Genomic DNA, 14,738 nt, shown 5'->3' with positions numbered 1-14,738 from the left:
ACTAAAGGCGTCTGCGAATATTGCAGGCGCCTTATATCATGTTCTATTTTTTCTTTTCCAGTGTGCTAAAGTCTATAAATGGCGTTGCACCGCCCGTGACACTTGGTAGGTGACCGTCCCATTTTTCCACAGCCTTTTGCTGAACTTCAATTTGTTTCAATTGGATTAATTCCGGAGTGACTTCTTGTTTTTTCAACCTTAATGCTTCGGCTTCGGCACTGGCTTGTGTAATTTGCTGTTGTGCTTCAATTTTGACTCTCTCTAGATCTCTTTTGGCCTTTAAAGCATTTTGTTCCGCAGTTTGTTTCGATTCAATGGCTTTATTGAACTCTTCGCTAAACGCAAATTCCTTAATATTGATATCCTCTAGTTTCATATAATATTTGGATAGCTTTGTAGTCAACATGTTTTTTACTTCATTTGAAACCTCGGGGCGTTTCGATATTAGTTCCTCTGCTGTGTACTTGGCAGTGATTGCCTTTAACGCTTCTGCAATGGCAGGCTCTACAATGCGGGACCGATAATCCATGCCGATTTGTTGATACAATTTATTGACAGAACCCGGTTCAAGTGAATAGTTGACAGCTACATTAGTTGTAACAATTTGAAGGTCCTTGGAAGCTGCAGTTTGTGAACTTTCCTCTTTCTGCACCCGTACCTCCATCGGCTGCACTGTTTGCAAAAATGGAATTTTGAAATTAATACCCTCATCGAATATAGTTGGTTTAACAGCGCCTAACTGCAATAGAACTCCCCTGTAGCCGGAGGGAACTGTTGTAACAGATGCAAGCCCCAAAATAAGAGCAGCCGCTACAATCACACCACTTATTACATACTTTTTATACTTCATACTTACGCCCCCAATCCTTATTGTCTATACATCTCTATGAATCTTTACCTACAACTATGCCCCGGTTAAAATCAGCCCTCGGTTAAGTAATCTTTATAAAACTATCAAAAAGCTCCCGATTGTAGGTGCTAATTTGCATGAATAGTTAATCTTCGACTTATTGATAACAACCATTTACCGAGAACAAAAGTACTCGAAGATTTTTATATTAAAAATGCCAGACTATGGACCTAAATTATTTTTGTAGAATTTTGTTATTCATGGAAAAATAGTTAAAAATAGAGAATTTCGCCTCAGTACTATATTTTTTTAGTATGGTAGAGTGATTATTAAAATAAAATGTTGAAGGATGTGGTATTTTGAGGTTGAATGTAAAAATTTCGTTGATGGCGTTTATGTGTTTCATGGTTCTTTTACCAAACTCTATCTTTGCTCAAGAAGTTTTACAGAATGGAAGCGAAGGACAAGAAGTGTATAACTTACAAGATCGTTTAAGGCAAATGGGTTACTTTACTTCTCAGCCAACGGGATATTATGGGCCTGTTACGGCGGAGGCGGTTAGACAATTCCAACTGGATACTAGAGTCCTTTCAACTGGAGTCTTTGGACCTCAGACTAAGCGAAAATTAAATAATGTCGAAATGATGGCAAGAGTTGTCCATGGGGAAGCCAGAGGAGAGCAATATATCGGTCAAGTTGCGGTGGCTGCTGTTATTTTGAACCGTCTATCCGCACCTGGCTTTCCTAAAAGTACATATGACGTTATTTTCCAGACAAATGCATTTACAGCAGTCAATGATGGTCAATATTATTTGACCCCTGATTTCTATTCATATCGAGCAGTCATTGACGCTTTAAAAGGCTGGGACCCTACATACGGATCAGTTTATTATTATAATCCAGTCCTAGCCACCAATCAGTGGATTTTCACAAGGCAGACAGTACTTAGAATAGGAAACCACTTATTTGCCAAGTAAAGATGGGGACAGGGGGACAGGCACCCTGTCCCTATTCATATTTCAGGGACAGAGGACCTGTCCCCCTGTCCCGCAAACAGGAAAAAGGGCGTGCTACTGTTTGACTATCAGCAAAATAGTTCAGATTATCAAAAAATAATGCAGATAAAATCCAGTCAGTTTTTTGAATATTCGTGATAGTGTAAATTATGGCTTAAAAATACAACAATCTAAAAAGGAGTGGTAGAGTGAAGAAAGCGATTAGCTGCGTTTTTTTAATTACAGCACTGATTCTATCAAGCTTTCAAGTCCCTATACAGGGACAAGCCATGTCGAAAACGACTTCGGCAGCGGGAAACAGTGTGAACTATGATGGAGAGAGACGAATGAATTTTAACGAGAATTGGCGGTTTCAACGAGAAACAAATGGGAGTATTGCCGGAGCACAGAATCCCGGCTTTGACGATTCCTCCTGGCGGCAATTGAATCTGCCGCATGATTGGAGTATTGAATTAGATTTTAATAAAAATTCGCTTGCCACACATGAAGGTGGTTATTTGGACGGCGGAATCGGCTGGTATCGAAAAACCTTTACGATTCCGGAATCAATGAAGGGAAAACGGATTTCGCTTGATTTTGATGGCGTTTACATGAACAGTACCACCTATCTAAATGGGGAAATGCTGGGGACCTATCCGTTTGGTTATAATGCCTTTTCCTATGACATTACCGATAAACTTTATAAAGATGGCAGGCCAAATGTCCTTGTTGTCAAAGTCAATAACACCCAGCCGAGCAGCCGCTGGTATTCTGGTAGCGGGATTTACCGAAATGTCTATCTTACGGTGACCGATCCTATTCATGTGGCACGGTATGGAACATTTGTGACAACACCCAATTTAGAGAAAACGATAAAAGAAGACAGAGCTGATGTCAACATCAAGACGAAAATCAGCAATGATTCTGTCGAAACGAAACAGGTAAAGATTAAGTCAACCATTTACGATGAGGCTGGAAACGCCGTTCAGACAGTGGAATCGGAGGAAAAAGCAGCTGCAGCCGGCACGGTGACTCCCTTCGAACAAAATACAGTCATCAAGCAACCAAAGCTGTGGAGCATTTCCAAGCCTTATCGATATAGGCTTGTTACGGAAGTCATCGTTGGCGGTCAAACGGTGGATACGTACGAAACAAAATTTGGTGCCAGGTATTTTAAATTTGATGAAAACGAAGGCTTCTCCTTAAATGGAGAGTATATGAAGCTGCATGGCGTTTCGATGCACCATGATTTAGGGGCGCTTGGGGCGGCAACGAATGCACGCGGTGTGGAAAGACAAATGCAGATTATGAAGGATATGGGGGTCAATGCTATCAGGGTTACCCACAACCCGGCCTCACCTGAACTGCTGGAGGCAGCCAATAAATTGGGGCTATTCATTGTTGAAGAGGCCTTTGACAGCTGGGCCCAGTCAAAGAAAACCTATGACTATGGCCGCTTCTTCAATTCATGGGCGGAGCACGACATTAAGGAAATGGTCGACCGGGGCAAAAACGAACCAGCCATTATCATGTGGTCGATCGGTAATGAAATTTATGATACGACCAATGCCACCGGGGTGGAAACAGCACGAAATTTAGTGCGTTGGGTAAAGGAAATTGACACCACAAGGCCGACAACGATTGGTGAGGATAAAACCCGGGGGGATAAGGTGAATGTTACCCCGATCAACCGCTACATCAAGGAAATTTTTGATATTGTCGATGTGGTCGGACTGAACTACAGCGAGAACAACTATGACGGCTACCACAAGCAGAATCCGAACTGGAAGCTGTACGGATCAGAAACGTCCTCGGCAACCCGTTCGCGAGGTGTTTACACGCACCCGTACCAGAATAACCAAAGCACCAAGTATCCGGATTTACAGCAATCCTCTTATGACAATGACTATGTCGGCTGGGGACGAACAGCAGAAGACGCATGGAAATATGACCGCGACCTGAAGCATATTGCAGGGCAATTTATTTGGACCGGCTTTGATTATATTGGCGAGCCAACGCCATATTACAACTCCTATCCGGCAAAAAGCTCCTATTTTGGTGCTGTTGATACGGCTGGTTTTCCAAAGGATATTTTCTACTATTACCAAAGCCAATGGAAAAAGGAACCTATGGTCCACCTGTTGCCGCACTGGAACTGGAAGGAAGGGGAAAAGGTCCGCGTCTTAGCTTATACGAATGCAAGTAAGGTTGAACTTTTCCTAAATGGTGAATCGTTAGGGGAGAAGGGCTATGAAAACAAACAAACCTCCTGGGGAGCATCATACAAGGAAACAAAGGATGGAAAAACCTATCTGGAGTGGGCCGTCCCATTTAAACCGGGCAAGTTAGAAGCCGTCGCCAAGGATGAAAACGGCAAAGTGATCGCCCGCGATCAGGTAGTGACTGCCGGTGAGCCAGCTGCTGTCAGATTAATGGCTGATCGTAAGGTGGTCAAGGCGGACGGTACTGATTTATCGTTTATTACAGCAGAAATTGTCGATAGTAAAGGGATCGTTGTTCCGAATGCCGATCATCTGATTAAATTTAATGTAACTGGCCAAGGGGAATTGGCCGGAGTAGATAACGGAAACGCGTCCAGTGTAGAGCGATACAAGGACAACAAGCGCAAGGCTTTCAGCGGGAAAGCATTGGCGATTGTTCAATCAAGCAAGCTTTCTGGAAAAATGACGGTCCATGCGTCAGTAGCAGGACTTTCAAGTGATTCCACGAGCGTATTTACGGTTACGCCAGCGGATCATGATCAAAAGACCGCAGCCGGGATGGATGATGTTCGTCTTACTGTTGATGTCAATGAAGCACCAAAGCTTCCTTCAGAAATCAAGGTGTATTACAGCGACGAGAGTGCTGCTGTGAAAAAAGTGACTTGGGATGCGGTGGATCCAAAGCAATACAGCACTGTTGGTGAATTTACAGTGGAAGGCAGTGTCGAGGGAACCTCGCTTAAGGCAAAGGCGTTTGTCATTGTCAAAGGAATTGTCGCAGTCAAGCCTTATTCAACAGCCACAAAGGTTGGCGTACAGCCGGTTCTGCCTGAAAAAGCCACACTTCTTTACAGTGATGAAACGACCAAGGCAGCAGCTGTTACGTGGGATGAGATTGCTTCAGACAAGCTTGCAAAAGAGGGGCAGATTGTCGTCGAGGGCAGCGTCGAGGGAACAGACCTCAAGGCCAAAGCCTATGTCAGGGTGACAAATGAAGTAAAATCGGTGAATATTATGCTGCAGGAGCAGGGTTCAGCTTATCCAAAGCTCGAAGCTACTTTTACCAATCCAGATGACAATCTGCAGCATTTAAACGATGGAATCAAGAGCTATAATAATAACCCGGTCAACCGCTGGACGAACTGGACAAGAGCGCCGCGTGATGCTGGTGACTCGATTACGGTTGATTTTGGCAAGAAGCATGTGATCGATAACTTAGATTTATTTGTTTTTACCGACAGCGGCACGGTGGTTCCGGAAAAGGCAGCGGTCCAATATTGGGATGGAACGGCGTGGAAGGATGTCGAGAATCTAACACAGCCATCGCCATATGTGGTAGAGAAAAATAAACTTAGGTTTGATGCAGTGGAGACGGATAAGATGAAATTCCATCTGACCCCATCTGTGAAAGGGAAATTCCTTGCTTTAACAGAAGCGGAGGTTTACGCCGATCAGATTGCGATGGGTGCATCAGCGAAACTCGAAAATATTACTGTTAATGGGAAAGCGTTAGAAGGATTTGACCCAGCTAAAAAGAATTACGAACTAGTACTGCCATATGGAAGCGAGCTTCCTAAAATTGAAGCAGCTGCTGCCGACAATGCAACTGTCACGATTTTACCGGCATTCTCGTATCCAGGAACCGTTAAACTATTTGTGACCTCAGAGGATGGGAAGATAACTTCTGAGTACAGTATTCGAGTATCTACAGAGGAGCCAAAGCTCGTCTCCGCAGAGCTAACTGTGGACAAGACGAATCTCATAGAGGACGATGTCATTGACCTGAAGGTAATCGGTCTTTTTGAAAGCAAGGAAAAGATCGATGTGACCGACAGCCAGCCGACATATGAATTTGACCAGCAGATTGTGAAAATCGAAGGCAATAAGCTGTATGCGCTGGAAGCAGGAAAGGTTGAGGTGAAAGCGACGGTGACGTATAAGGGTGTGAGTGTCACAACACCAGCAGTTACGTTTACGATCGCGAAAAACCCTGCTCCGAAATACATTGAGAGCTTAGAGCCTGTCACGGTTGTTGTTAAAAAAGGAGAAGCTCCGGAGCTTCCGGATACGGTTGTGGCCCATTATAACCGGGGAATCCCGCGGGAGGTTAAGGTAAAGTGGGAACGAATCAATCCGTCTAAGTACCAGCAGCTAGGCGAATTTACCGTTTCAGGCACGGTGGCAGGGACAGACATAAAAGCCCAAGCAAAGGTGATTGTAAAAGGTGCCGTTGCTGTTGAGGATATTAGAATGGCTGTGCTGTTAAAGCAAATGCCTGAGCTGCCTGGCAAGGTTACAGTCTATTATAGTGACGGAGCAGAAGAACAAAGAGCGGTTAAGTGGGAGGAAATCCCGCAGGAGGAACTCGAGAATGTCGGTGAATTTACGGTCAAAGGTACGGTAAATGGAGTGAAGCTGAAAGCAACAGCCACTATTAGAGTAACCGATGAAGTCGGCGGCGAGCAGAATATCAGCCGGGCTAAAAATGGCTATGAATACCCGAAGGCTGAAGCTTCCTTTACCAACAATGGCCCAGGATCCAACGATCGAATCGAGGCGATTAATGATGACGTGATCTCGTACGAGGCTAATCCGCACAATCGCTGGACGAACTGGCAGCCGGTACCGCGTACAGAGGACTGGGTTTCTATTACTTTTGGAGACTATGAGCCAATGGAATATGATGTCGATAGCATGGAGATCCACTGGTTCGCGGATCATGGAACCTCGTATCCTGAGCGTTTCCAAATCGAGTATAAATCCGGTGATAGCTGGAAGGAAGTCACCAGCCTGAAAAGTGATCCAGCCTCTCCGGCATTAGGTAAGGCGAATGTTTATAGCTTTGATCGGGTGAAAACATCTGCGATTCGAGTGAAAATGACGGCACAAGCCGGCAAAAGCTTAGCTATCACCGAGATCAAAGTATTTTCAAAATGGCCAAAGGCAGGCAGCGAACCAGAGGTGACGGACATTAAGGTCGGAGGGAAGTCAGTTCTTAATGACTTCGAACAAAAAGGCGATCACTATGAAGTCACCATTGATGCAGGCGATGCAAAGGTGCTGCCGAAAATCAATGTAAAGTCGAAGGATCAAACGAGTATAACAATCGTACCAGCTGTAACCTCCCCATCCACAGCAAAAGTCATCGCCAAATCCGAGGACGGCAAGAAAGTGAAGATCTATAGTATTCATTATAAATAAGGGACAGGGGGACAGGCTCCCTGTCCCCCCCACGTGAAATGACAAGGGCTAAGCATCACGCTTAGCTCTTTTTCTTCATTTAAGAATGAGTGGAAAGTATTGATGAAATTGGAAAGTGCTAGTGAAAAAAATACCATTAAGTAATAAAATAAGAAAAAACGGGACACAGGCGGGACACAGGGACAGGCTCCGTGTCCCCGTTCAAATTCCAGGGACAGAGGACCTGTCCCCCTGTCCCAATCAAGGAGGTGTCTAAAGGATGAAGAGGTTCTTGTATGGCAGCTGTATTCTTCTGTTAAGTGTAAGCGTTACCCTATCTATCTACTTCACCTTTAAAGTGTTATCTATTGAGGCGCAGTCAAAGCCGATTCCTCCTAAAAAATACGACTATCATTTTGTGCTCGTACCTGAGGAACTCGATAATGACTACTGGCGTTTGGTGGAAAAGGGAGCGAAGGATGCAGCAAAGGAACATCATGTTCTTCTCGAATATGTGGGACCAGCACAAGCAGACCTTAAAGAGCAGATCAAAACGATAGAAAGGTCTGCTGCCTCAAGGGTCGATGGGTTGTTGACACAAGCATTAAATGAAAAGCAATTTACCCCGCTCATTAATAAAATTGACTTACAAGGGATTCCCGTGATCACCATCGATACTGATGCACCGAAAAGTAATCGGATTGCCTATATTGGCACCAATAATTATTACTCTGGCTTTATTGCTGGGCTTGCCTTGGCAAAGGATCTGAAAGGAAAGGCGAATGTGGCAATCATTACTGGCAGATTTGAAGCAAGTCATCAACAACTGCGCGTCCAAGGGTTCAAAGACGCAGTGAAAAACTACAAAGGAATCAAGGTCATAGCGATAGAAGAATCGAATATTTCGAGAGTACAAGCAGCTGAGAAAACATATACGATTTTAAAGGAACATCCGGAGGTGAATGCCTTTTTTGGAACAAGTGCCCTGGATGGAATCGGGATTGCAAAGGTCATTCAGCAATTTCATCGTGAAAACAGTACGTATATCATTAGCTTTGACGTCCTTCCTGAAACGATTGCCTATTTAAAAGAGGGGGTAATCGAGGCGACGGTTGTTCAGGAGCCATATGAAATGGGCTATCAGGCAATCAAAATGATGATTGCCCATCTAGAGGGAAAACGTATAGCCAACTCCATCTATACCGAAACAAAAGTCGTTTATCGAAAGGATTTACCCTTGGTACCAGAGCGCAATTATGAGGTGAGACGATAATGTTTTTTCGAATACGCACGAAATTATTACTCTACTTTTCTATTTTTGTCATTCTTCTCATCGCCTTTACCTTCTTTCTTTACAAAGGCAGCGAAAAAATCGTTTCGGAATATGATAAGAGTTTCGAGAAGTTTCTGTTATTAAATGATATTTCCAAACAAACCAATCGTGTCATGGGAAAATTAAATGCCTACATCAATGACAAAGACCCGCACTATTTGATCGAATATGAGCTTGAGAAAAAAATATTGCTTCGGCAGCAAAAGCGAATTCAACCTGAATTAATGGATGGCACGACCAATCCTATGATCCTCAACTATGACAAAATGATTGATAGCTTCCTAGAGGAATCAGTTTTAACGGTCGACCAATTTCAAAAGGAGCAGATCAATCTGTACTCAGCCCATTTGAATGAAGCAACGAAAATATCGCAATTTATCCAGGAATCTACCCTATCCATCTTAAACAATGAGCTCACTTCCTACCAAGATTTTTATAAGCGGATGAGCAGTCAAAATCATTACTTTAAACTCATGGGGCTTAGTTTATTTTGTACCACGATTCTATTAAGTGTTTTGCTTGCTGTCTTGTTATCGGGAGGCATTACCAAGCCGATTACGAGATTATCCCTTGCGGCAAGAGAGATTGCCAGTGGGAATTTTGCCGGCGAGCAAGTCAAGCTTACGACAAATGACGAACTGGGACTGCTGACAAAAACGTTCAATCAGATGCGAGAAAATATCCGGAGCTTAGTAGATGAAATAAAAGAGCAATCAGAGCTAGATCAGCTGTTAAAAGAAATGGAGTTGAAGAGCCTCCAAAGTCAGATTAACCCGCACTTTCTCTTTAATACGCTTAATATTGTTTCCAAAATGGCCTTTTTAGAGGATGCCCATCAAACATCAAGACTGATTGAATCAATCTCCACCCTGCTCCGCTATAATTTAGGCGATTTAAACAAGTCCTCCACGTTAAGGGACGAGGTGAAAGTAGTCAAGGAATATTTTTTCATTCAGCAAACGCGCTTTTCTGACCGGATCCACTTTACCACCCGGATTGACGAGTCGTGTTTATCGATCCCCATTCCCTCGTTAACCTTGCAGCCGATTGTGGAAAATGCTTTTGTTCATGGAATTGAGGAGTATGAAGCAGGTGCTGAGCTTTCCTTACTTGTCTACCGCGAAGAAAATTGCGTCATCGTGGAAGTCATTGACAATGGGATGGGAATGGAGGAGGTAACGAAAGAAAGATTGCTTGCCTTTACTCAAGGGTTGGAAGAGGAAGGCAGCTTCCAAGCAAATGCCAAAGGACATTCCACCGGGATTGGGGTAAAAAACGTCATTCGACGGCTGCAGCTTTTTTATCGTAAACAGGATGTGGTCGATATCCATTCAAAATTGGGCGAAGGAACCACTTTTCGCCTGAAACTGCCGATAGAGGAGGATGTAACTTGTTAAAAATAGTGATTGTTGACGACGAAATGCTCGAGCGAAAAGCATTGCAAAAAATCATCCAGGATCATCTGGAGCAAATCTCGATCGTAGGGGAGGCTGCGAATGGGCGCATTGCCATTGAAGTGGCCGAGGAAACAAAGCCGGATCTCATATTAATGGATATTAAAATGCCGGGAATTGACGGAGTAGAAGCGGTGAAACAAATTAGAAGCATAGATCCCAACATCCGTTTCATCATGATTTCTGCTTATGATACGTTTGAATACGCAAAAGAAGTCATGCGTCAAGGTGTAAAAGAATATCTCTTAAAGCCAAGCTCGAAACAGGATCTGATTGCAGCGATCGAAAGGGTCCGTGCGGAAATAATGGCCGAAAAAAGTTCAAATCAAGAAATCGTGAAATTGAAGCAGCAATTTGACAAAGCGCTGACATTGGCGCAGACCAAATGGGTGGCTTCTTTATTATATGATCAAATCCAGAATATTCAATTTGAGGATTGGAGTGAACTGCTTGGGTTTCATGTCCATGCTGGCTATGCAGTGATCTTTCATTTTCATGCCCCAGAGAATGTGATAGACAGCTGTTATTCTACTTTAAAAATGGTGGTAAAAGAAAAGGCAAACCGCGAAGTGATTGTTGGTAACATGGAAAACGGACAGGTCCCTGTGCTTTTTTTTACAAAAGAGACGATGGAAAAAGATAGGATGCAGCTGCACATTCGAACCATCGTTCATGTCTTTCAACATCATGTGAAAAAAGCCACTCTATATGCTGGAATTGGTCATTCCTATCCATCCGTCCAGGACCTTTCCAAGTCATTTCATGAGGCGGCTATTGCAGTCCACGCCCTCTTGGCCAATAAAAAACAACAATATGGGTTTGCGCCAAAACAAGCGAATCCGCCATTGGAGGCAGAAACCTCTCAGATTGAAAAACAACTGATGGAAAGTATTCGCCAAGGTGATCTTACACAAGCCTTATATTATTTTCCGCAATTTGTAAACAATCAGAGGGAGCTTGAGGATAATGTCAAAAGGGCGGAGGAGATGTTTATTCTTGCCGCTCACATGCTCAAGGAACTTGGAATCGATTATCAACGGAAAGGCACCTTTCATGACTGTCAGACGAATGAAGCCTTATGGCAGGAAGCGAAACTTCAGCTTACGAGGCTTGTTCAATTTGTTCATTCATGGCGGAACAGCCATTCCAAAGGTGTGCTGGTAAAAGCAAAGGAATATATTGACGCTCATTACCAGGATGTGTTGACACTGGAAGAAGTGGCTGAATATAGTGAGCTGAGTCCATACTATTTTAGCAAAATATTTAAAGAACGGCTTGGAATCAGTTTTATCGATTACTTAACGGAGGTTCGGATTGACCATGCGAAAAGAGCCCTTCTCAACCCTAAAAAAAGCCTAAAGGAAATTTGCTATCTGGTCGGATACAAGGACCCGAATTATTTTAGCAGAGTGTTTAAGAAGCAAGCCGGATTATCTCCAAGTGAATATCGAAAAAGGGCGATGCCTTAAAAATGTCCTAATATTTGCAAAATAGTGAAGATGATTCTCCCGCCGGCTCATCATGATAAGTGTTACATTTATTATGATAACGATTACAAAGGGGGAGAAATTTGGATGAAGAAAAAGCTTTCCATTATTGGCTTGTTATTCATACTCGTGTTCTCAATGGCGGCATGTAATTCAAAATCAAGCTCCGGTGACAGTAAAAAAGGTAATGAAAAAACCAAGTTAGACATTTTTAGCTGGTGGACTGGCGCTGGGGAAGAGGATGGATTAAAAGCTTTAATTGCTTTATTTCAAGAAAAGTATCCAGATATTCCGATTGAAAATGCAGCTGTTGCAGGTGGAGCTGGTACGAATGCAAAGGCTGTTCTAGCGAGCAGAATGCAGGGTAATGATCCGCCCGCAACCTTCCAGGTTCATGGAGGAGCCGAGCTTAATGATGGCTGGGTAGCTGCTGGAAAAATGGAACCGTTAAATGATTTATACGATGAGCAAGGCTGGAATGATAAATTTCCAAAAGAATTAATCGATATGGTGAGCAAAGACGGAAAGATTTATTCTGTACCGGTTGATATCCACCGTGGCAATGTTCTTTGGTACAACAAAAAGGTCTTTACAGACAATGGTGTAGAACCGCCTGCAACCTTCGATGAATTTTTCAAAGTGGCTGATCAGCTTAAATCGAAAGGTGTTACTCCGCTTGCCTTAGGAGATAAAGAGCCATGGACAGCGACCATGCTTTTTGAAGATATTCTTCTTGGCGTATTAGGACCTGATGATTACGGCAAGCTTTGGACTGGTGAGCTTGCATTTGACGATGCCAAGGTGAAAGAATCTGCGGAAATTTTCAAGAAAATGCTGGGCTATATTAATGAAGACCACAGTTCCCGGAATTGGCAGGATGCTTCTCAGTTAGTGTCAAATGGCGAGGCTGCCATGAACGTGATGGGTGACTGGGCAAAAGGCTATTTCGTCAATGATTTGAAATTAAAAGTAAATGAAGATTTTGGCTATATTACAACACCTGGAACAGATGGTTATTTCATGATTATTACGGATACATTTGGCTTGCCAAAGGGTGTTAAAAATCCTGATGATGTGAAAAAATTCCTAGGATTACTTGGTTCAGTTGAAGGTCAGGATGTATTTAATCCATTGAAAGGATCGATTCCAGCCCGGGTAGATGCCGACCCATCAATATATGATCAATATGGAAAAGACACCATCGAAGATTTCAAAACAGCCAAACTCGCACCAAGCTTAGCGCATGGTTCGGCGGCACCAGAAGGATTTGTCACAAAGGTCAACCAGGCGATTAACATTTTTGTTACACAAAAAGATGTTGATCAATTTATTGGCTCATTAAAACAAGCATCAGCCGAATTAAAATAAAATAGTGAAAAAGAGGATGGAGTGACTCTCTTCCTCTTTTTTTCCTAAAGGGGGGCATATGGTGGAAACTGTGCACCAAACGCAGTCGGAAGTAATCCTGCCGGTAAAAAGAAAGAGAAAATTGACAAAAGACCATCTGCTTGCGATTGGTTTTTTACTCCCATCCGTTATTCTAATTGCCATTTTTGTATATGGATTTATTGCTTGGACGGGATATGTATCACTTAGCAATTGGAACAGCCTTGTCCCAGACCTTTCATTCGCAGGCCTGAAAAACTATATCTATCTATTCAATGATTTTCGTTTCCAATCCGATTTGCGAAATACGGTTGTCTTTACGATTCTTTTTATTGGCTTTGTCATCATTATCGGCCAGTTACTCGCGGTCTTGCTCGATCAAAAACTGCGCGGCGAGTCTGTATTCCGTAATATTTTCTTTTTTCCAATGGCCTTATCCTTCGTCGTCACAGGGGTGGTGTGGCAATGGCTGTTAAACCCATCCACAGGCGTTAACTTATTTTTGCAAAAAATGGGCCTTGAATCCAAGTGGTATACCGATACGAATATACTTGCTGGATTTAAATGGGGGCATATTGAATTTGGGGTTCCCGCTGCGATTATTGCCGTCGTCATTGCGGCGGTTTGGCAGATGACGGGGTTTTCCGTTGCCATGTATTTAGCGGGGCTCCGGGGGATTCCCGATGAGGTTCGTGAAGCGGCCCGAATGGACGGAGCTACTGAATTTCAAATCTATCGAAAAATTATTCTGCCATTATTACAGCCGATTACGGTCAGTGTCGTGATTATCATGGCGCACATTTCGCTTAAAATCTTTGATTTAATTTATGCCATGTCTGGACCGGGTGCCAACTTTGTGACGGATGTCCCAGGTGTTTACATGTTTGAAACCACATTCCGGGGCAATTATTACGCAAGTGGTGCCGCGATTGCCATCATCATGCTGCTCTCGGTGGCCGTCTTTATTGTTCCTTATCTCATTTCAAGTCGAAGGGGTGAATCCTGATGACGGCCAGAAGAGTAACCGTGCCGATTTTATACCTTTTGTTAATTGCGCTAAGTTTGTTTTACTTAATGCCGATTTACGTTATGGTGGTCACAAGCTTAAAACCACTCGATCAGGTGACACTTAGCGAGATGTGGAAGCTGCCGACACAGCTTGACTTTAGCAGCTATGCCACATCTTTTGAAAAATTAGCCCCGAACTTCTTAAATTCGATTTACCTAGTCGTGCCTGCGACGCTTTTATCTGCTTTTTTTGGGGCGATGAATGGCTATGTGTTATCGAAGTGGAAATTTAAAGGGTCTAATACGTTATTTACGTTAATCCTATTTGGAATGTTTATTCCCTATCAAAGTATTTTAATTCCAATGATTCAGTTTTTGCGTGAGGTTCAGCTGTACAATACCATTCCGGGCTTAATCTTTATTCATGTGGTCTATGGTCTGCCAATTACAACCCTGATGTTTCGCAATTTTTATGCTGGGATCCCGGATGAAATGATTGAATCGGCTAAAATCGATGGAGCGGGTTTTTTGCGCATTTTCCAGCATATCATGCTTCCGTTATCGATTACGGGATTTGTGGTAGTCGCCATTTGGCAATTTACAAACATCTGGAACGAATTCTTATTCGCTGTGACCATCACAACCTCTGACCAGCAGCCCATCATGGTGGCCCTGCAAAACCTATCAGGAAGCCAAATCGTCCAATGGAACGTCCAAATGGCCGGCGCCCTCCTCGCCGCCCTCCCAACACTACTCGTCTACATCTTCTTGGGGAAATACTTCGTCAAAGGACTGCTCGCCGGATCGGTGAAGGGGTGAGGCG

At 43.4% G+C, this 14,738-nt stretch carries 9 protein-coding genes; 8 read left to right on the top strand and 1 reads right to left on the bottom strand.

All coding sequences use genetic code 11. The features are described from left to right. Positions 1-43: 43 nt before the first annotated feature. A complete protein-coding gene (locus tag A6749_RS09770; RefSeq protein WP_066388723.1) occupies positions 44-850 on the bottom strand; it encodes a prohibitin family protein in 807 nt (268 codons plus the stop codon). Between the two features lie 359 nt (positions 851-1,209). Between A6749_RS09770 and A6749_RS09765 the strand changes: the two genes are divergently transcribed. The 8 genes from A6749_RS09765 (at position 1,210) to A6749_RS09730 (ending at position 14,734) form a co-directional block, all read left to right on the top strand. Next, positions 1,210-1,827, top strand: a complete 618-nt coding sequence (locus A6749_RS09765; RefSeq protein ID WP_236719647.1) for a cell wall hydrolase — start codon at positions 1,210-1,212, stop codon at positions 1,825-1,827. 227 nt (positions 1,828-2,054) lie between these two features. Then, a complete protein-coding gene (locus A6749_RS09760; protein ID WP_066388722.1) occupies positions 2,055-7,268 on the top strand; it encodes an Ig-like domain-containing protein in 5,214 nt (1,737 codons plus the stop codon). A gap of 259 nt (positions 7,269-7,527) precedes the next feature. Continuing rightward, complete coding sequence (locus A6749_RS09755; RefSeq protein ID WP_066388721.1) at positions 7,528-8,520, top strand: sugar-binding protein; 993 nt, start codon at positions 7,528-7,530, stop codon at positions 8,518-8,520. Then, positions 8,520-9,977: a sensor histidine kinase gene (locus tag A6749_RS09750; RefSeq protein WP_066388713.1), complete on the top strand. Its 1,458-nt coding sequence runs from the start codon at positions 8,520-8,522 to the stop codon at positions 9,975-9,977. Before A6749_RS09755 ends, A6749_RS09750 begins: the two co-directional genes overlap by 1 nt. Then, positions 9,971-11,503 carry a response regulator transcription factor gene (locus tag A6749_RS09745; RefSeq protein ID WP_084797754.1) on the top strand — a complete coding sequence of 511 codons (1,533 nt, stop codon included), beginning with the start codon at positions 9,971-9,973 and terminating at the stop codon, positions 11,501-11,503. Before A6749_RS09750 ends, A6749_RS09745 begins: the two co-directional genes overlap by 7 nt. 105 nt (positions 11,504-11,608) lie before the next feature. Continuing rightward, a complete protein-coding gene (locus A6749_RS09740; RefSeq protein WP_066388712.1) occupies positions 11,609-12,889 on the top strand; it encodes an ABC transporter substrate-binding protein in 1,281 nt (426 codons plus the stop codon). A 58-nt stretch (positions 12,890-12,947) separates the two neighbouring features. After that, a complete protein-coding gene (locus tag A6749_RS09735) occupies positions 12,948-13,913 on the top strand; it encodes a carbohydrate ABC transporter permease (RefSeq protein WP_066388711.1) in 966 nt (321 codons plus the stop codon). Continuing rightward, positions 13,913-14,734, top strand: a complete 822-nt coding sequence (locus A6749_RS09730) for a carbohydrate ABC transporter permease (protein WP_066388706.1) — start codon at positions 13,913-13,915, stop codon at positions 14,732-14,734. The genes A6749_RS09735 and A6749_RS09730 overlap by 1 nt, the downstream gene beginning before the upstream one ends. Positions 14,735-14,738 lie beyond the last annotated feature (4 nt).

Source organism: Neobacillus mesonae (assembly GCF_001636315.1).
In the GTDB taxonomy this organism is placed as follows: domain Bacteria; phylum Bacillota; class Bacilli; order Bacillales; family Cytobacillaceae; genus Neobacillus; species Neobacillus mesonae.
Note: the sequence above shows the minus strand (reverse complement) of the source record. Positions and strands in the feature narration are given on the sequence as shown.